The following is an 18,197-nucleotide window of genomic DNA, read 5'->3' as shown; positions in this document are numbered from 1 at the left end:
CTTTTAATCTTACCAAGTTATCAACCTGAAGTCAACAACTTTTTTCAAGATTATCATGTCGCCACTGACCGGACTCGTTTGTCGTTCAGCAGCGACATGTACTAATATATCAAGGTTCTTTATTGAAGTCAATTGAAATTTAATATTTTACTATAATTTTTTTGGAGCCCGATAATATCGGTGATAAACTCCTTTCCCTTTCGTTTCGACGTCCACTATTTCAACGAAGCCTTTATCCGTTAAATATTCAATCAGCATGCCAAGATCAACAGAGTAATGACCGGCTTCTTCATGATTAAGAAGTTCCTGAAAACTCCATTGTTCTTTTTGTTCCAAAATATTTATAAGGTGCTCCGATGCCACTTTGGTCCGGGAGTGAATCAAAAATTCGCTGGCTAAAAATAATAATTCGAGTCTTTTATCGATTTCCTCTTCGCTTGTGACAAGTTCTTCATATAATTTGTATATTTCAGGTTCAATCTGTTTCACCTGATTCCAGACGGTCACTTCAGGATGGAATCCATTTTCGATTACAGCTAGCCTGGCCAGATGGTGCAGAGAATGAACGATATGATTATAGGCATCAAGATAGTGCCTGGATTCAAAAAACACCTTCCCATCCATATATCGGCGGATCAGCTTCCCGAATTCCATTCCCATTTTGATTTTCCTTCCGTAAAAAGGGAAATCTCTCAATTCAGTTTTGAGGCCCTGCACATATTCGTTGCGATCAAAAAGGATTTTCCCATTGAACAGCCAATCGATCACTTTCCGATTGGTACCCAGCAGGATCCATTCCCGCAGCTTTTCTTCTGTGACGATATGTAAGGCGGCCTTATGGTCTTCATAAGTGTAATGTTTAACGAATACCGGTTCATCAGAGTCCTTTACAATAAGAAATAATACAATATCGAATGTATCAGTAACCGGACTCGATTTCTTGCTTTGTTCTATTAATAGGACGCCTAGTGTATTGGGATGGCTTGTACGTTCCTGATAAATCGGGCGTAAAATGTCTTCCATTTAAAACTCCTCCACATCAATCATTGGTTGGTAACTATTTCGACATCGAAACAGGATTTCCTTCTCTTTATATAGTCATTTTTCGACAAAAGGTTTTCCTGTCCCCTCACTCCACCAAATATGGTATAGTATTTTTCTAGGAGGGACAATCATGGCGAAGAATTATTCCAGTAAGATCAATAAAATCCGTACATTTGCTTTAAGCTTGGTTTTCATCGGATTTATCATTATGTATGTAGGTATATATTTTAAAGAGCATCCATGGGTAATGACTATATTTATGCTGCTTGGTTTTCTTGCTATCATCGGCAGTACTGTGGTTTACTTCTGGATCGGAATGTTGTCGACAAAGGCAGTTCAGGTTACATGTCCCAATTGCGGTAAGGTCACTAAGGTCCTGGGCCGGGTAGACATGTGTATGTATTGTAATGAACCGCTGACTCTGGATCCTGGTCTAGAGGGCGAAGAATTTAATGAAGAGTATAATAAAAAGAAATAATGAGCACAAAAAAAGACCTTCCTGAACGGAGGTCTTTTTGTTTCTGCTTCTAAATTGTACGATTAAGTATCTGAAAGCAGTTCATGATTTTTCAACTTCACTTTCGACAGGGCAAAAGAAAAAAAGATGGTTGTGAGAGCCATCTTTTCAATGAGTTTCTTTAGTTGAGCAATCTGTACAGGTACCGTAAATTTCCATTCGGTGATTGTTTACTTTGAATCCCGTTACATGCGAGGCAAGCTGCTCCACCTCATCCAGACCAGGGTAATGGAAATCGACAATTTTGCCGCAGTTGTCGCAAATGACATGGTAATGGTCTGACGTTACAAAATCAAAGCGACTAGAAGCATCACCATAGGTCAGCTCTTTAACCAGGCCGACTTCACGGAAGACCCGCAGATTGTTGTATACAGTAGCCACACTCATATTCGGAAACTTTCCTTCAAGTGCTTTATATATGTCATCAGCTGTTGGATGAGCCATTGAATCAATGAGATATTCTAAAATCGCATGACGTTGAGGGGTGATACGGACACCAGTTTCCTTCAATGTTGAAATTGCTTCTTTTAATTGTCCTTCTTCTAACATCGCCATGCACCTCTTTTCATAAGAATTATTATTTTATAATCTTTATAAATAGTGTACTAATCAGGGGTACACTTTGTCAATCTTTCTACTATTGCTGGTGTAAATTTTTCTCCTGTTCACCGAGCTGCTGGTTGATGTACCTTGCGGCCACGAATAAGAAATCTGATAGTCTGTTCAGATAAGACAGCACCAAAGGATTCACATCATCCCCAATGCCGACTGCTTCCCGCTCTGCCCTTCTCACAATCGTCCTTGCGGTATGCATTGCTGCCCCTGAAGGATGTCCGCCTGGCAGGATGAAATTTTTTAACGGTGTCAAGTTCCCATCCAGGAAATCGATTTGTTCCTCAAGTTCTTTGATGTTTTCATCATCAAGTTTCCACTTCACATCTTTTCCTGGAGGTGTAGCAAGTTCCGCGCCTACATGAAAAAGAACCGTCTGGATTTTATGAAAGAATCCCTCAAACTTTTCTTTGCCATCAAAGTACTCTGTTTTTAAATAGCTTAACCCGAGTCCGATCATTGAATTCGCCTCATCACATGTGCCGTATGCTTCGACCCGCTGATCTTTCTTTGAAACACGTGAGCCGTATACAAGTGAAGTGGTTCCTTTATCCCCTGACTTCGTATAAATCTTCATATTAATATCCCCTTTCGGCATCGATCACATTTATATATTCTCCACTCTTGTTACTATATGCTTCCAGATTCTTTTTAAAGATATCCAACGCTCTCGGCATATACATTTTTGTGATACTCGACATATGTGGTGTTACGGTGATCCCTTCTTCCTGCCAGAATGGATGTTCTGCAGGAAGTGGTTCTTCTTCGAATACATCCAGAAATATATGTCCTTCCTTCTTTTCGCTTGCTGCATCAAGAAGGATTGATTCTTCCACTAAATCACCGCGGCCGATGTTAATGAAAACCGCAGAATCCTTCATCATCTCAAAATGCTCCTTCTGCAGAATATATTTTGTATTCTCAGTGCTTGGAAGTACTGCAACAATATAATCCGCATAAAGCAGGAATTCCTCAAAATCCCGAAGTGTGTACATATGATCGAAGTGATTTACTCTTTCCCCTGTTGAATTCACTCCTGCCGTCTTCATATTAAAGGCTTTTCCTAACCGCGCTATTTCACTGCCGATTGCCCCTGCCCCCAAAACGAGCAGAGAGGCATCATTCAGCTCGGAGGTCGGGAGTCTTCTGCTCCATACTCCTTCTTCCTCCTGCTTCAGAACTGATTGAAGCTGTTTAGCATACTGAAGCATCAATCCGAAAGTGAACTCTGCCATCGGAATCTTATGTATACCCCTTGCGTTGGTGACCAGGATCCCCTTTTTCCTGATTGATTTAAATGGCATTTTCTCAAGTCCGGCAGATGTCACCATGATCCACTTCAGACGCTGTGAAAGTTCTATATGCCGGTCGTTCAAGTCTTCTCCCATCGTGACAATGATTTCTGCTTGGGGTAAAATATGCTGCGCTTCACCGATATTTTTAAAGAATGAAAATTCAACTTCAGGAAAGCGCTGGACCAAATCCTCGGCAAACTCTTCCTTAGGCTGAAATGTTACAACCACCTTCATCATTAAACCTCCTATCCCTATTGGGAATATTTTATCACATTGCGGGTTTAATCATAAAAAAAGAGGATCGATTCAAATCGATCCTTTACACGGATGAGACTGACTTATTTGAGGAGGTTGCCCTACTCTTACTATATGACAACCCCGATGATGTGAATGGACAAAAGCCTCACCCTTTGTAAAATAGGCTTCAAAATAGGCTTACGAAAGGTTTTCTTCTATATAACGGAGAGCTTCCTCCACGTGTCCTTTCACACGGACCTTTCTCCACTCTTTTGCAAGGGTTCCTTCTTTATCAATGATGAAAGTGGAACGTTCGATACCCATATATTCTTTTCCGAAGTTTTTCTTAAGCTTCCAAACTCCATATTCTTCAGCAACTTTATGATCTTCATCCACCAATAATAAAAATGGCAGGCCATGCTTGTCCACGAATTTTTCATGCTTCCCGACCGGGTCCGGACTCACACCCAGGATCACTGCATCATGTTTCCCGAAGTTTTCATGTTGATCCCTGAAGTCGCATGCTTCAGTGGTACAGCCCGGTGTCATATCTTTCGGATAAAAATAGAGCACCACATGTTTGCCTCTGTAATCGGATAACTTTACCTTCTCACCATTGCTTGCCGTCAATTCGAAGGCTGGCGCTTTTTGACCCGTTTCAACCGTCATTTCAAAATCCCTCCATATTCGCTCTTTTCTACTGATAGCGTACCCAATAGGAAGGAAAAACTCAAATCATACGGGGTTATTTGTCATAATTCATAAACGATTTCACAACAAACGCAGCAGGGATCGTATACCCGAGCCAGGATTCTATGAGTGCGATCCCCCTGCCGATACCGACAGGAGTCACATCCCCATATCCGACAGAAAACAAAGTGATGCCGCTGAAATACATCGTCGTAAATACATGATCAAAAAAATCACCTGAAACAGGATGGCCATTTTCAACCAGTATTGGTATGCCTTCGAGCTCTAATAGTGTAAACAACAGTCCGAATCCGATCATGATGGTTACATAGCACATCCCCAAAAAGAAGAAATGATGAAATGAAACATAATGAATTTTCCACCTGGAAGGATAGAATAAAGCTCTTAAACTCATGAACATACAAAACAGAATCATAGAAGCGATTACTACTATCATAAGAATTCCCTCATTTCAGGCTTGTCTTTGTATATGTACGCACACCTGCAAAAAATCATTCCGGCTTATTCGTTCATTTCCACGCAGGATTCAATTTGCTAAAAAGCTCTCACGCATACTACAATAGAAAAGGTAAGCTGACTGGCATGAAGAATCATCTAAGTTTATTTATTCAGGAGGGTACTCAATGAATTTCACTCAATCAGAATCCTTACATAAAGATGCATTGGAACATATTGTAGGCGGGGTAAACAGCCCATCCCGATCTTATAAGGCAGTTGGAGGCGGCTCTCCAGTTGCAATGGAAAGGGGAAAAGGGGCTTATTTCTGGGACGTGGACGGGAATAAATACATCGACTATCTGGCAGCATACGGGCCGATCATCACAGGTCACGCACATCCTCATATCACGGAAGCCATTACAAAAGCTGCTCAAAACGGCGTCTTATACGGGACACCTACGCGCCATGAAGTGAAGTTCGCGAAATTGATTAAAGAAGCAATGCCATATATGGATAAGGTACGTTTCGTCAATTCAGGTACGGAAGCTGTCATGACGACAATCCGAGTCGCCCGTGCTTATACAGGAAGAGATAAGATCATCAAGTTCGCCGGCTGTTATCATGGACACTCTGATTTAGTGCTTGTTGCGGCAGGTTCAGGTCCTTCTACTCTGGGTACACCTGATTCTGCCGGAGTTCCGAAGAGCATCGCACAGGAGGTGATCACTGTTCCTTTCAATGATATCGAACCTTTTAGGGAAGCAATGGAAAAATGGGGAGATCAGATCGCTGGCGTTCTCGTCGAACCGATTGTCGGGAATTTCGGAATCGTTGAGCCAAAAGAAGGCTTTCTCCAACAAGTAAATGAGATTGCCCACAGTGCAGGCAGCCTGGTCATTTATGACGAAGTGATAACTGCATTCCGATTCATGTATGGCGGAGCGCAGGATATGTTAAAGGTCAAGCCTGATTTGACTGCGCTTGGCAAAATCATCGGCGGCGGCCTGCCGATCGGTGCGTATGGCGGTAAATTGGAAATCATGGAGCAGGTTGCACCGCTCGGACCTGCCTACCAGGCCGGAACGATGGCAGGAAATCCTGCATCCATTCTTTCAGGAATCGCTTGTCTGGAAGTACTTAAACAAGAAGGTGTCTATGAGAAAATGGACAGACTCGGCCGGATGCTTGAAGAAGGTATTTTAGCTGCTGCTGAAAAACATGATACCCCGATCACGGTTAACCGGTTAAAAGGGGCGCTCACTCTTTATTTCACAAAAGAAAAGATCGAAAACTACGAGCAGGCAGAAGCAACGGACGGCGAGATGTTCGCCAGGTTCTTCAAACTCATGCTCAACCAGGGTATCAACCTGGCACCATCAAAATACGAAGCATGGTTCCTCACGACAGAACATACAGAAGAAGATATCAAACAGACCCTGGAAGCAGTTGATAAAGCGTTTGCCCAATTATAAGGTCTATTATAAATGCCCCGCACATACTAATTGAGCTGGGGCATTTTTTTTGCAGAGTTCTTTATAATAATGACTGTAAAATGTAAACCCTCCCAATCCTTATAGTTTAATATTTCGTTTAATTCCTGTTACGATAGGTAATAAAAATTGTATAAAACTATTTTCATTTGCCTATTGATATTGCCTTAAAGTACCTGTATAGTACAGTATTGTTTATCAAATCGTTACAAGAAAGGACCTGTTTTCATGAAACTTGGCGCCCGCATTCTTAAAACGGGAATTGCGATTGTCATCGCATTACTTGTTTCACAATTATTAGGATTGCCTTCTCCCGTATTTGCTGGAATTGCTGCCATTTTCGCTGTGCAGCCGACCATCTACCGATCCTATCTATCGATTGTCGAACAATTCCAGGCAAACCTGATCGGGGCGGGAACTGCCGTACTATTTGTTCTTTTATTTGGAAGCAATCCGCTTGTCGTGGGACTGGCTGCCATTGTAGCCATATCTATCATCTTAAAATTAAAGCTGGAAAAGACGATCGGCTTGGCATTGGTGACGATGATCGCCATCATGGAAGTCACAGATCAGGCGTTTATCCAGTTTGCACTTATACGTTTTTCAACGATTATGATTGGGGTATTTTCCTCCTTTCTCGTAAACTTGATTTTCATGCCTCCTAAATACGAAACAAAACTTTACTATCGTATTTCGGATTCAAGCGAAGAAATCCTGAAGTGGATCAGACTGAGCATGCGTCATGCGACTGAATTTCACTTATTGAAAAAAGACCTTGAACGCATGAAGGAAAAATTGATTAAGGTCGATCAGCTATATCTGATGTATAAGGAAGAAAGGGATTATTTCAAGAAAAACTCCATATCGAAGAGCCGGAAACTTGTCATATACAGACAGATGATTTCCTCGGCGAACCGGAGTTTGGATATTCTTAAGCGTATCAATCGTTATGAAAACGAAATCCTTCAACTTCCTGATGAATTAAAGGGCATCATGAAAGGGCAGCTCGACTGTCTTTTGACATATCATGAACAACTATTATTAAAGTTCATCGGTAAAATGCATCCCCAGTCGGATTCAGAAGCTTATCAGGATGTTTGTCTGAACCGGAAAGAGCTATTGAAAATGATGCTGGCTGAAATACAAAACAACAGCGTGAACGAAAACGTACAAAACTTCCACATGCTTCATATCTTCTCGGCCATCTTTTTATATGATGAGCACCTGGAGCATTTGGAGAAATTAATAACGAGCTTCCAGTCTTATCATACGGATGAAAATGAAGTGGAAATCGGTGAAGAAGAGGAATAAGTAAAAGAGCGTCAAACCACAATTGGTTTGACGCTCTTTTATATTAATTCTTCATCTTTGGATCAAGTGCATCCCGGAGACCGTCGCCCATCAGGTTAAACCCAAGTACGGTCAGCATAATCGCGAGTCCCGGGAAGATCATGGTCCAAGGTGCCTGAAGCATGAACATGCGGGCGTCGGCAAGCATTTTCCCCCATTCAGGAGTCGGTGCCTGCGCACCAAGACCAAGAAATCCAAGGGCCGCGGCTTCAATGATCGCTGTAGCGATGGCCAGTGTCCCTTGTACGATGATCGGCGCCATACTATTCGGCAGGACGTGACTGAACAATATCCTGCTGTCCTTCATGCCGATCGCTTTTGCAGCCATTACGTATTCTTCCTGTTTAACGCTTAACACCCTCGAACGTATGAGACGTCCAAAGTTCGGAATGTTGATGATGGCAATGGCGATCAAAGCATTTCGAAGTGATGGTCCAAGTGCCGCCACAACTGCAATTGCAAGTAGAATACTTGGGAAGGCAAGCATGATGTCAAAGATACGGGAAATGATGGTGTCAACCCATCTACCGTAATAACCTGCGACAATTCCCAGTAAACTCCCCGCTACCGCAGATCCGATTACAGCGAAAAAACCTACCCATAATGAAATCCTTGCCCCGTGAATGATTCTTGACAAGATATCGCGTCCAAAATCATCCGTTCCAAGCCAATGTTCGGAGGAAGGAGCCTGCAGCCTTTTGGATAAGTCCTGTTCGTTAATTCCCTGAGGAGCAATTAAAGGTGCTGCGATCGCAAGGATTACGAAAAATAGAACGATACAAAAACCGACCAAAGCAATTTTATTTTTAACGAAACTTTTCCATGCCTCCTTCCAGGGAGACACAGTTTCTTCTTGCAGAGACGGATTAAACTCTTTTTGCGGTTCTGCTATTTCTGCCATGAGAGTTCACCTCTTTCTTCTGTGGATGTTAGTTATATTTAATACGCGGATCAACAGCTGCATACAGCAGGTCGACAATCAGGTTGATCGTTACGAATATGGTGGCAACCACCAGGATCCCCGATTGAATGACTGGATAATCACGGTATCCGATTGCTTCATATATGTAGCGCCCGATCCCCGGCCACCCGAAAATGGTTTCGGTTAAAATTGCTCCGCCCAGCAGGAGCCCCATCTGCAGCCCGATGACAGTCAAAACAGGAATGATGGCATTTTTCAGGGAGTGCTTGTATACGACCCAGAACATTTTCAATCCTTTTGCACGGGCCGTGCGGATATAATCCGAACGCATTACTTCCAGCATACTTGACCGCGTCATACGGGCAATGATCGCCATAGGAATCGTTGCGAGTGCGATTCCCGGAAGGATAAGATGTTTAAATACCTCTCCAAGTTGAGAAAAATTCCCCTGAATCAAACAGTCAAGGATATACAGATTTGTTATCGAATCCACCGGATTACGGATGTTTTCCCTTCCGGTTGTAGGAAGCATGTCCAGCTGAATTCCGAAGATCCACTGTTCCATTAACCCAAGCCAGAAAATGGGCATGGATACACCTACCAGAGCAAGGATCATGGCGGTGTAATCAAACCATGAATTTTGGAACCACGCACTGACGATACCTGCATTCACCCCAACAAATACAGCAATGATGATGGCCACAAATGCAAGCTCGAATGTCGCAGCCAAATATGGCCAGATTTCTGCAGATACCTCTACCTTAGTACGGAGTGATTCTCCCAGATCACCCGTCAGGAGTCCCCCCAAATAATTGAAATATTGAACATACCATGGATTATCGAGCCCTAGTTGTAATCTAAGGGCTTCCACGGCTTCTTTAGTTGCCTGCTGGCCTAAAATGACCTGAGCAGGATCACCCGGTATGGCACGGATGATGAAAAATACGATTAACGTCATCCCTAACAATACAGGAATTAATTGAAGTAATCTTCGTATGGTGTATTGAAACATTTTGTTCACCTCTCTGAATGGAGATTCTATGATACTTAGAAGATAGTTCCTATCAAGTGCTCAGCTAAACTATGTATAAACGGGGGAGAATACTAAGATATCTCCCCCGTTCTTTACTGATTATCGTTCGATATCCACAGCACCTAACCAGTCGGATCCAGTTGGATGCGGTTTGAAGTTTTTCACTGCTGCACTTCCAGCCAATAGCGGCGTAGAGTGAGCTAATGGTACCCAAGGAGCGTCTTCATGAATGATTTCCTGAGCTTTTTTGTAAAGCTCTTCACGCTTCGCCTGGTCAACTTCTGTCTGAGCATCGATCAGGATTTTGTGAAGCTCATCGTTTGAGTAGTAAGAGTAGTTGTTGCTTCCGATATTATCTTTATCAAGTAATACATATAGGAAGTTATCAGCATCACCATTGTCACCAGTCCAGCCAAGTAAGAAAGCGTCAGCTTCACCTTTACTTGCTTTATCTAGGTAAGTAGCCCACTCATACGATACGATATTGGCTTTTACACCGACTTCAGCCAAGTCAGCTTGGATCGCTTCCGCTACTTTTTGACCATCCGGCATATATGGACGAGGTACAGGCATAGCCCACAGATCCATTTCAAATCCATCTTTCAATCCTGCTTCAGCAAGAAGTTCTTTTGCTTTCTCAGGATTGTACTCGTACCCTTCAATTTCATCGTTGTATCCAGCGATTACCGGAGGCATCGGATTCTTCGCAACTTCTGCTCTTCCTTCGAAGAATGCGTCTACAATCTCCTGCTTATTGATTGCGTAGTTGATTGCCTGACGTACTTTAGGATCATCAAACGGCTCACGGGTTGATGTCAGACCTAAGTATCCAACATTCATTGATGGACGTTCGAATAATTGTAATTGCTCATTGCTCTCAACCTGAGAGGCATCACTCGGATTTACACCATCAGCAAGATCAATTTCCCCTGAAATCAATGCGTTGAGACGAGCTGAGTTTTCAGGGATTGATTTAAATACAACTTGGTCAAGCTTTGGAAGGTCTTTGTTCCAATAGTCTTCATTCTTTTCAAGAACGATTTTGTCATTACGTTTCCATTCTACAAATTTGAAAGGACCGGTTCCTGCATCTGTAGGTGCTTCACCCAGTTTATCTCCCAATTCATCAATTGCTTTAGGGCTTACGATCGCGAACGGACTCATTGCGATATTTTTCAAGAATGGTGCCTGCGGGCGTTTTAATACGAATTCAACCGTTTTATCATCCACAGCCTTCACTTCTTTGATTACGTGGCCTTCATCACCCTTGAACCCGCCAAACATAGAGCTGTAATAAGGGAATTTGTCTGCATCCCCATTCATCCAGCGTTCAAAGTTCTTAACAACTGCATCCGCGTTGAAGTCAGTTCCGTCCTGGAATTTAACGCCTTCACGAAGTGTGAACGTATACGTTAATCCATCGTCGGAAACCTTCCATTCTTCTGCAAGTCCAGGATTTGGTTCGGTATCCTGTTCACCAAATTTCACTAATGTTTCGAAAATATTCTTTGTTACTTTAAATGATTCACCGTCTGTAACGGTTGCAGGGTCAAGAGCAACTGAGTCTCCCCCGCGTCCAAAGATCAACACTTTAGGATCTCCGCTGTCTTTACTGTCACTGTCACCGCCTGATGACTCCTCTGAGCCTCCGCATCCGTATAAAACGGACGACAAGACTAAAATCAAAAGCATTAAAATTGACCAGCCTTTTTTCCTCAATGAAATCCCCTCCTGAAAATTGTTTATATACTTATGAGACTTGCCGCCTAATAGAGGTGGCAAGCTACATAATGCCCTGGTTGGTGTTCCTTGAATTCCGGCACCTTCTGTTTACAAACTTCCGTTGCATGGGGGCAGCGGGTATGAAATGTGCATCCGCTTGGCGGATTGGAAGGGCTCGGAATATCTCCCTGCAGCAGGATCGTCTCTCTCTTAAAGTCCGGATCCGGAATCGGAACCGCGGAGAGAAGAGCCTGGGTATAAGGGTGCAATGGTTTGTCATATAACTTCTCACTGTCACTGAGCTCCACCATTTTCCCCAAATACATGACGCCGACTCTGTCGCTTATATGTCTGACTACACCTAAATCGTGAGCAATGAAGATATAGGTGAGTTCGAACTCTTTTTGCAAATCCTGCATCAAATTTAAAACCTGGGACTGAATCGATACGTCCAATGCAGAAACAGGTTCATCTGCTATGATCAGTTTCGGTTTCGTCATGAGTGCCCGGGCAATCCCGATCCTCTGTCTCTGCCCTCCGCTGAATTGATGCGGATAGCGTTTTGCATGATAACTGCTTAAACCCACTATGTTCAGAAGTTCATGTACTCTCTTTTTGCGTTCTTTTGCCGAGCCCATTCCATGGACTTTGAGCGGTTCTTCCAAAATTTTTTCAACGGTATGCCTTGGATTCAGGGACGCATATGGATCTTGAAAGACCATTTGGATTTCCCTTCGGATCTTTCTCATTTCAGAGTTTGATAGACTCGTAAGCTCACGATCTTCAAAAGTGACCTTTCCTTCTGAAGGATCGATCAGCCTCATCAGCATCCGGCCGGTGGTAGACTTGCCGCAACCGCTTTCACCAACTATTCCTAAGGTTTCTCCTTTATTGACTGTGAAAGAGACTCCATCTACCGCTTTTACCGAACTTACGGGTCGGCCAAGAATCCCTCCTGTAATCGGGAAATGTTTCTTAAGATTTTCAACCTTCAGCAATTGTTCCGTCATAAACTCCCTCCTCTGTTTCATCGAACAGGAAGCACCTTGTGCAATGTCCTGGTGTCGTTTCAAATAATTCAGGTGTTTCTACTAAGCAGCGGTCAAAAGCAAAATCGCAGCGCGCTGCGAACCGGCATCCTCTTTTGATAGCCCCCGGCTTTGGAACACTGCCTTGAATCGAGTGAAGCCTTTGCTGTTTAACACGCATATCAGGCACGGACTGGATGAGCCCTTTTGTATAAGGGTGCTGTGGATTTTTGAAGATTTCCTCCACTGTGCCTTCCTCGACGACTTTACCTGAATACATCACAACAATTCTTTCACATGTTTCTGCCACTACCCCTAAATCGTGAGTGATCAGCAGCACTGCTGTATTCAATTCCTTGTTCAGTTTTTTCATCAATTTTAAGATTTGCGCCTGTATCGTTACGTCCAGTGCTGTGGTAGGTTCATCGGCAATCAACACCTGGGGATCGCAGACCATGGCCATTGCAATCATGACCCTCTGCCTCATTCCCCCGGATAATTGATGTGGATATTCATTAATCAGTTCATCAGAACGTGGAAGACCTACCATTTTCATAATCTCTACTGCTTTGGCTCTCGCTTGTTTCTTTGACGCTTTTGTATGTATTCGAATCGCTTCGGTTAATTGATCTCCTATCGTAAAGACCGGGTTTAACGAGGTCATCGGCTCCTGGAAAATCATAGCTATATCATTTCCCCGGATATCTCTCATTCTCTTTTCGGATGCTTTTGTCAGGTCTTCATCCCTATATAGGATCTTACCTCCTGTGATTTTTCCCGGCGGGCTGGGTACGAGCCCCATTATTGAAAGGGATGTTACACTTTTACCGCATCCGCTTTCACCAACCACTCCCAGTATTTCTCCTTCATTCACGTGAAAACTAACTCCATCGACAGCAGGGACTTCTCCGTCATCGGTAAAAAAGGAGGTCCTTAGATCTTCTACGGTTAGTAAAGGACGTGCTTGACTCATTCAAATCCTCCCCTTAAAACAATTCTCTCTTTTCTAAATTATGATTATTTTCTAAATTTTATATGTTTTCTATTATACAAGATGTTACAAATGTTGCAATCTATTTTCAGAACTTTTCTATTAATGTGATTTATCGTCTCAGTTTCCTAGTTCATTTCAATATATGTCCAATTATTCGTTTCATTCTTGCTATTATCACGTTATTTAGACCTAACGAAGTTAAATTTCATGGATAAATAGGTCTTCTTTCAAATAAAAAAATCATGACATTTCACCCATATATTATTACGGTGAAATGTCATGATTAGGTTATTGATCCAATTGCTGGACCTGGAAGAGCTTATGATAATGTCCTTGTTTTCTCATCAACTCATGATGGGTTCCCATTTCGGCCACTTCCCCGTACTCCATGTGGATGATGCGATCTGCATGGGTGATGGTGGACAGACGGTGGGCTACTATGAATGTGGTCCTGTCTTTTGCGAGTATTTCCAGTGCTTCCTGGATCAAATGTTCACTCTCAAGATCAAGGGCAGATGTAGCTTCATCGAGAATAAGAATGGGAGGATTCTTCAGAAAGACCCTGGCAATCGCCACTCTTTGCTTCTGCCCGCCTGAGAGCTTGACTCCTCTTTCTCCCACTCGGGTATCGTAACCTTGAGGGAGCTTCATGATGAATTCATGGGCATTTGCCGCTTTGGCTGCCTTGATGACATCTTCATCACTTGCTTCCGGATTACCGAATTTGATATTCATCTTAACAGATTCACTGAAAAGGATATTGTCCTGCAGGACCATCCCGATTTTATCCCTGAGCGACCTGACTTCGAATCGTCTGATATCTGTGCCGTCTAATTGGATTTCTCCTTTTGTTACATCATAAAAACGTGGAATCAAGCTGACTAGGGAAGATTTACCTCCCCCGCTCATTCCGACAAGAGCAACGGTTTCCCCCGACCGGATGTCTAAATTGAGATTTCTCAGTACCTCTTCTTCCTTTGGATCGTACTGAAATGAAACATTCTTGAACTGGATATCCCCTTTTACATTACGGCAAGGTACCGCCCCTGGCACGTCATCGATATCATACTTTTCATCCATGAATTCAAAGACCCTGTCCATAGAGGCAATCGATTGTGTCAAAGTAGTCGATGAATTCACAAGCCTTCTCAATGGATTATACAGCCGGTCAATATAAGCGATGAAGGCCGCCATCGTACCAATGGTGAGCTCTCCTTCTATTACCTGCAGACCTGCGTATCCGATGATGATCAGCGGAGAGATATCAGTGATGGTATTCACCACAGCAAAGGCTTTAGCATTCCAGCTCGTCTGCTTTAAAGCTTTAGATAAAAAATTACTATTCTGCCCTTCAAACTGCTTCTGTTCGTGGTCCTCTACTGCAAAACTCTTAATGACCGACATCCCCTGCACTCGTTCATGCAGATGACTCTGCACTTCTGCAAGCGCCTGTGAACGCTCTCTCGTCAAGCCGCGCAGCCTTCCGAAGAAATATCGTACCGAAAAGGCATAGAACGGAAACGCAATCAGTGAAACCAGCGTCAATGTCACATCCATCGTGAACATGATGGCCAGGGCAATGATGATAGTGGCTGCATCCAGCCATAGATTCATCAGTCCAGTGATAACAAAGTTCTTCGTCTGCTCAACATCGTTGATGACCCTCGATATGACTTCACCTGCCCGGGTATTGGAATAATATTTAAAGCTTAATTTTTGTATATGCGAAAAAAGGGTATCCCTTAAATCGAACAGGATCTTATTTCCTGTCCATTGTGCAAAATATTGCCTGTAATATTCAACAGGCGGCCTGATGATGAGAAACAGCACGAGCATGACGCCCATGATCGTGAGTAAATGACTTGTTTTTTCATTTGTCGTCAAGCTTCCATTCCCTACAATATCATCGATGACATATTTAATCAGAATCGGGATCAGAAGGGGAATGGCGAACTTTATAATACCTATTAAGAGTGTACCAATAATTTGCCAGCGGTAAGGCTTAACAAATTGCAGGTAGCGTTTGATACTATCCAAGATACTGCTCCTTTCCTATTTGTGATAAAATATTCCCAATAAAAAGGGATGACCCATCAGGAGCACGGTATTCCCTTTCTCCATGTGCCTGTGCAGGAAGAGAAAAGGAGGCTCCTTACTGGGTCAGCCCTTCGTCGACTATACATTTGTTCAGGTTGGTTACCCCCTATGAGTCAAGTAGCGTTCATACCAGATATCAATAAAGTCAGGTGCAAATGGGCCCTTCCTTTGTCGAATCCACCGTACAAGCTTGTCAACATTCCTTTTAAGGATGTGATCGATCACATCCGGGTAACCGTACAATTTCCGATGAGCTTCGTATTCATCCTCATCAAGTAAGGTATACGTCATATCGGGAAACACTTTGATGTCCAAGTCATAATCGATGTACTTGATTGCTTCATGATCGTATACGAATGGTGAACTTAAATTACAATAATAATAAATCCCGTCCTCACGGATCATACAAATAATGTTAAACCATAGTTCAGAATGAAAATAACAGATTGCCGGTTCACGCGTCATCCATGTTCTGCCGTCGGATTCCGTTACGAGAGTCCGGTCGTTTCCACCGATGATGATATTGCTTGTCCCCTTGAGGACAGTCGTCTCATTCCATATCCGGTGGATATTGCCATCATGCTTATAACTATGTATTTGTACAGATCGCCCTTCAGTGGGAACAGCCATTGTATCCCCTTCTTTCCTAACAAATTCCATGTATATATAAGTGTTTATTCTATTATTATAACGTTTCCGTCGAAAATTTAAAACAAAAGGGCTGTCTTTAAAGAAAATCTCCTTTAAAGATGGCCCGATTTTTTTACTTTTATTTAGCTTTGAGTGACATTTTTGAAATCCGTTGTTGATTTCCGTTCAAGCACTGGAACCGACTCCAGATCAATAGTCTTCTTTTTCATACCAGTTATGATGTCACTTCACTATAATCTTTCTGATAAGAACGTATGACATCTTCTGTCTGTTTCTGAAATATCATATGGATTTTTTTAAGCTCTTGTTTCTTTTGGATGATTTCACTTTTCATTGATTGGACCTTTACCATCTCCTGCAACTTTATAAGTTCTTCTTCAAGCTTCTGACAGCGCTCAATCTCTGCCTGAAGAAACAACAGTTTATCCATTGTCGCAAGCTGTTCGGATACTAATTGATTAAACCTTTGCTGCATTAAACCTACCATCCCTTCTAATCAAGCTCTCTTACACATTCTTCTTCCAGTCCCCAAACCCTTTGACTACATCTGTCATAATCCCACCAGTTTTGTCGACAGAAGCATTGAGGGACGGGCCTTTAGCAAAACCAAAGGCCCGCCCCTCAATGCTTTAACATGAAAAAGCACCCGTTCATTTGAACGGGTGCTTTGTTCTGGTCTTCAGAGATTAGCGTTGTTGACCAGAGTTTTGAGATTTTTTAGCTTGGGATTGAGCGTTTTGTTGACGTACTTCTTGAGCGTTTGTTTCTGAAGCGAACTCAGTACCGAATTGTTTCTGAGCTCCTGCAGATTGTTGGTTTTGTTTTTGCACTTGTTGTGCGTTAGTACCAGCTTGAGTTTGGTTTGGTTGTTTTGCCATTGTAATCACCTCCACGCTAATTAAGATAACCAGGCGGGGAGAAGACTATCCAAAAAATTTTCGGAAAAACATTCCATGGTGAAGCATTAAACGAGCAGAGACCTTCCACCGTCTACAATGATTGTCTGACCTCTGATCATAGAAGAATCGTCAGAAACCAGGAACAGGACCGATTTCACAAGATCTTCGATTTCAACCATGCGTCCTGCTGGAGTATTTTTGCGTGCATCCTCCAATAATTCTTCGCGATTCGGGAAATGTTTAAGTGCATCCGTGTCAATCGCTCCTCCGGAAACTGCATTAACAATGATATTCCTTGGAGCAAGCTCCACCGCGAGGTAACGAGTCAGTGCTTCTACCGCTGCTTTAGATACACCTACTGTGGTGTAATTATCCAGGTAGCGAATCGATCCCAGCGAACTTATGCTGACGATTTTCCCGCCTTTATCCATCAGTTTTGCCGCTTCCTGTGCGCAGAATAATAACGCTTTACTGTTGATGTTCATCGTCCAATCCCAGTGTGACTCTTCCAGTTCCATTACAGGTCGAAGGACTCCTGAAGCTGCGTTGCTGACAAGTACATCAAGACGTCCGAATTCTTCTTTTATCTGCTCGAACATCGCTTTGATTTTATCGACATCGCCTACATTTGCACGGACGACAAAAGCTTTGCGTCCCAATTTTTCCACTTCATCAGCCGTTTCGAGTGCACCTTTTTTGCTGCGGGCATAGTTCACGACGATATCGTATCCCTGCTGCGCCAATTGTTTGGCAATCTCTCTACCAAGTCCACGGCTGCTTCCTGTTACCAATGCTACTTTTTCACTCATTCCAATCATCCTTTCAACATTCAATTACCAAATCAAGCAATTCTTTTCTTAAGCATAATCAGACGCACTTTACCAAAAACTATAATATAGATTCTTATTTACGGGAGGTCTGAATGTATGTATGTAGGTCGGGATATGACGGAGCTGTCCATGCTCCCAAAACGTGAATGGAAGAAAAGTGAACTTGCTTATTTTCATCATTCACTACAACAAATAGTACCCTATTTAAACGTCGAAGGACAATCTATTCATCGAGAAATCATTGTAGAAATCGAAAACCGTGGTGGATTGAACCGCGGGGAAGCCGATTATACACATGGCACCAAGACGGTCTACGATTGAATTTCA

At 42.8% G+C, this 18,197-nt stretch carries 20 protein-coding genes; 4 read left to right on the top strand and 16 right to left on the bottom strand.

The window, feature by feature from the left end:
* Positions 1-150 precede the first annotated feature (150 nt).
* The gene (locus tag V6B33_RS03760; RefSeq protein WP_334216386.1) at positions 151-1,023 is read right to left on the bottom strand and encodes a nucleotidyltransferase-like protein; all 873 of its coding nucleotides are present in this window, start codon (positions 1,021-1,023) and stop codon (positions 151-153) included.
* 151 nt (positions 1,024-1,174) lie between these two features.
* Between V6B33_RS03760 and V6B33_RS03755 the strand changes: the two genes are divergently transcribed.
* Positions 1,175-1,522: a YgzB family protein gene (locus tag V6B33_RS03755; protein WP_334216385.1), complete on the top strand. Its 348-nt coding sequence runs from the start codon at positions 1,175-1,177 to the stop codon at positions 1,520-1,522.
* Between the two features lie 147 nt (positions 1,523-1,669).
* On the opposite strand, the gene perR is transcribed toward V6B33_RS03755, so the two are convergent.
* The 5 genes from perR to V6B33_RS03730 form a co-directional block, all read right to left on the bottom strand.
* On the bottom strand, positions 1,670-2,110 hold the full coding sequence (gene perR / locus V6B33_RS03750) for a peroxide-responsive transcriptional repressor PerR (protein WP_334216384.1): 441 nt from the start codon (positions 2,108-2,110) through the stop codon (positions 1,670-1,672).
* Between the two features lie 88 nt (positions 2,111-2,198).
* Positions 2,199-2,750 (bottom strand): cob(I)yrinic acid a,c-diamide adenosyltransferase, encoded by a 552-nt coding sequence (locus tag V6B33_RS03745; protein ID WP_334216383.1) that lies wholly within the window; start codon positions 2,748-2,750, stop codon positions 2,199-2,201.
* A 1-nt stretch (position 2,751) separates the two neighbouring features.
* Positions 2,752-3,705, bottom strand: coding sequence for a D-2-hydroxyacid dehydrogenase (locus V6B33_RS03740; protein ID WP_334216382.1), 954 nt, complete (start codon positions 3,703-3,705; stop codon positions 2,752-2,754).
* Between the two features lie 198 nt (positions 3,706-3,903).
* Entirely contained in the window at positions 3,904-4,374 is a 471-nt protein-coding gene (bcp, locus tag V6B33_RS03735) for a thioredoxin-dependent thiol peroxidase (RefSeq protein ID WP_334216381.1), read from the bottom strand.
* A gap of 76 nt (positions 4,375-4,450) precedes the next feature.
* Positions 4,451-4,852, bottom strand: a complete 402-nt coding sequence (locus V6B33_RS03730; RefSeq protein WP_334216380.1) for an ion channel — start codon at positions 4,850-4,852, stop codon at positions 4,451-4,453.
* A 187-nt stretch (positions 4,853-5,039) separates the two neighbouring features.
* On the opposite strand from V6B33_RS03730, the gene V6B33_RS03725 reads away from it, so the two are divergent.
* Together V6B33_RS03725 and V6B33_RS03720 are read left to right on the top strand one after the other, a co-directional pair.
* A complete protein-coding gene (locus V6B33_RS03725; protein ID WP_334216379.1) occupies positions 5,040-6,326 on the top strand; it encodes a glutamate-1-semialdehyde 2,1-aminomutase in 1,287 nt (428 codons plus the stop codon).
* A gap of 246 nt (positions 6,327-6,572) precedes the next feature.
* The gene (locus V6B33_RS03720) at positions 6,573-7,655 is read left to right on the top strand and encodes an FUSC family protein (protein ID WP_334216378.1); all 1,083 of its coding nucleotides are present in this window, start codon (positions 6,573-6,575) and stop codon (positions 7,653-7,655) included.
* Between the two features lie 43 nt (positions 7,656-7,698).
* On the opposite strand, the gene V6B33_RS03715 is transcribed toward V6B33_RS03720, so the two are convergent.
* The 10 genes from V6B33_RS03715 to fabL all read right to left on the bottom strand — a co-directional run bounded on the left by V6B33_RS03715 (position 7,699) and on the right by fabL (position 17,849).
* Positions 7,699-8,595, bottom strand: a complete 897-nt coding sequence (locus V6B33_RS03715; protein WP_334216377.1) for an ABC transporter permease — start codon at positions 8,593-8,595, stop codon at positions 7,699-7,701.
* Between the two features lie 28 nt (positions 8,596-8,623).
* Positions 8,624-9,628, bottom strand: coding sequence for an ABC transporter permease (locus V6B33_RS03710; protein WP_172254864.1), 1,005 nt, complete (start codon positions 9,626-9,628; stop codon positions 8,624-8,626).
* A 120-nt stretch (positions 9,629-9,748) separates the two neighbouring features.
* Positions 9,749-11,341 carry an ABC transporter substrate-binding protein gene (locus V6B33_RS03705; protein ID WP_334216426.1) on the bottom strand — a complete coding sequence of 531 codons (1,593 nt, stop codon included), beginning with the start codon at positions 11,339-11,341 and terminating at the stop codon, positions 9,749-9,751.
* A gap of 74 nt (positions 11,342-11,415) precedes the next feature.
* The gene (locus V6B33_RS03700) at positions 11,416-12,381 is read right to left on the bottom strand and encodes an ABC transporter ATP-binding protein (RefSeq protein ID WP_334216376.1); all 966 of its coding nucleotides are present in this window, start codon (positions 12,379-12,381) and stop codon (positions 11,416-11,418) included.
* Positions 12,356-13,372, bottom strand: a complete 1,017-nt coding sequence (locus V6B33_RS03695) for an ABC transporter ATP-binding protein (protein WP_334216375.1) — start codon at positions 13,370-13,372, stop codon at positions 12,356-12,358. Before V6B33_RS03695 ends, V6B33_RS03700 begins: the two co-directional genes overlap by 26 nt.
* Positions 13,373-13,681: 309 nt before the next feature.
* Complete coding sequence (locus tag V6B33_RS03690) at positions 13,682-15,430, bottom strand: ABC transporter ATP-binding protein (protein ID WP_334216374.1); 1,749 nt, start codon at positions 15,428-15,430, stop codon at positions 13,682-13,684.
* A gap of 159 nt (positions 15,431-15,589) precedes the next feature.
* Entirely contained in the window at positions 15,590-16,120 is a 531-nt protein-coding gene (gene ntdP, locus V6B33_RS03685) for a nucleoside tri-diphosphate phosphatase (RefSeq protein WP_334216373.1), read from the bottom strand.
* Positions 16,121-16,355: 235 nt separating this feature from the next.
* Positions 16,356-16,616, bottom strand: coding sequence for a YgaB family protein (locus tag V6B33_RS03680; protein WP_334216372.1), 261 nt, complete (start codon positions 16,614-16,616; stop codon positions 16,356-16,358).
* 211 nt (positions 16,617-16,827) lie between these two features.
* Positions 16,828-17,019: a gamma-type small acid-soluble spore protein gene (locus V6B33_RS03675; RefSeq protein WP_334216371.1), complete on the bottom strand. Its 192-nt coding sequence runs from the start codon at positions 17,017-17,019 to the stop codon at positions 16,828-16,830.
* An 86-nt stretch (positions 17,020-17,105) separates the two neighbouring features.
* Complete coding sequence (fabL, locus tag V6B33_RS03670; protein WP_334216370.1) at positions 17,106-17,849, bottom strand: enoyl-[acyl-carrier-protein] reductase FabL; 744 nt, start codon at positions 17,847-17,849, stop codon at positions 17,106-17,108.
* Between the two features lie 117 nt (positions 17,850-17,966).
* Between fabL and V6B33_RS03665 the strand changes: the two genes are divergently transcribed.
* Positions 17,967-18,191, top strand: coding sequence for a hypothetical protein (locus tag V6B33_RS03665; RefSeq protein ID WP_334216369.1), 225 nt, complete (start codon positions 17,967-17,969; stop codon positions 18,189-18,191).
* The last annotated feature ends 6 nt before the right edge of the window (positions 18,192-18,197 follow it).

It is taken from the genome of Mangrovibacillus sp. Mu-81 (assembly GCF_036867415.1).
Classification (GTDB): Bacteria; Bacillota; Bacilli; order Bacillales; family Bacillaceae_B; genus Rossellomorea.
This window is presented reverse-complemented; position numbering and strand designations above follow the sequence as displayed.

Coding starts and splice junctions, on each gene's coding strand:
- V6B33_RS03760 (WP_334216386.1), bottom strand. CDS start 1,023: ATGGAAGACATTTTACGCCCGATTTATCAGGAACGTACAAGCCATCCC.
- V6B33_RS03755 (WP_334216385.1), top strand. CDS start 1,175: ATGGCGAAGAATTATTCCAGTAAGATCAATAAAATCCGTACATTTGCT.
- perR (WP_334216384.1), bottom strand. CDS start 2,110: ATGTTAGAAGAAGGACAATTAAAAGAAGCAATTTCAACATTGAAGGAA.
- V6B33_RS03745 (WP_334216383.1), bottom strand. CDS start 2,750: ATGAAGATTTATACGAAGTCAGGGGATAAAGGAACCACTTCACTTGTA.
- V6B33_RS03740 (WP_334216382.1), bottom strand. CDS start 3,705: ATGATGAAGGTGGTTGTAACATTTCAGCCTAAGGAAGAGTTTGCCGAG.
- bcp (WP_334216381.1), bottom strand. CDS start 4,374: ATGACGGTTGAAACGGGTCAAAAAGCGCCAGCCTTCGAATTGACGGCA.
- V6B33_RS03730 (WP_334216380.1), bottom strand. CDS start 4,852: ATGATAGTAGTAATCGCTTCTATGATTCTGTTTTGTATGTTCATGAGT.
- V6B33_RS03725 (WP_334216379.1), top strand. CDS start 5,040: ATGAATTTCACTCAATCAGAATCCTTACATAAAGATGCATTGGAACAT.
- V6B33_RS03720 (WP_334216378.1), top strand. CDS start 6,573: ATGAAACTTGGCGCCCGCATTCTTAAAACGGGAATTGCGATTGTCATC.
- V6B33_RS03715 (WP_334216377.1), bottom strand. CDS start 8,595: ATGGCAGAAATAGCAGAACCGCAAAAAGAGTTTAATCCGTCTCTGCAA.
- V6B33_RS03710 (WP_172254864.1), bottom strand. CDS start 9,628: ATGTTTCAATACACCATACGAAGATTACTTCAATTAATTCCTGTATTG.
- V6B33_RS03705 (WP_334216426.1), bottom strand. CDS start 11,341: ATGCTTTTGATTTTAGTCTTGTCGTCCGTTTTATACGGATGCGGAGGC.
- V6B33_RS03700 (WP_334216376.1), bottom strand. CDS start 12,381: ATGACGGAACAATTGCTGAAGGTTGAAAATCTTAAGAAACATTTCCCG.
- V6B33_RS03695 (WP_334216375.1), bottom strand. CDS start 13,372: ATGAGTCAAGCACGTCCTTTACTAACCGTAGAAGATCTAAGGACCTCC.
- ntdP (WP_334216373.1), bottom strand. CDS start 16,120: ATGGCTGTTCCCACTGAAGGGCGATCTGTACAAATACATAGTTATAAG.
- V6B33_RS03680 (WP_334216372.1), bottom strand. CDS start 16,616: ATGCAGCAAAGGTTTAATCAATTAGTATCCGAACAGCTTGCGACAATG.
- V6B33_RS03675 (WP_334216371.1), bottom strand. CDS start 17,019: ATGGCAAAACAACCAAACCAAACTCAAGCTGGTACTAACGCACAACAA.
- fabL (WP_334216370.1), bottom strand. CDS start 17,849: ATGAGTGAAAAAGTAGCATTGGTAACAGGAAGCAGCCGTGGACTTGGT.
- V6B33_RS03665 (WP_334216369.1), top strand. CDS start 17,967: ATGTATGTAGGTCGGGATATGACGGAGCTGTCCATGCTCCCAAAACGT.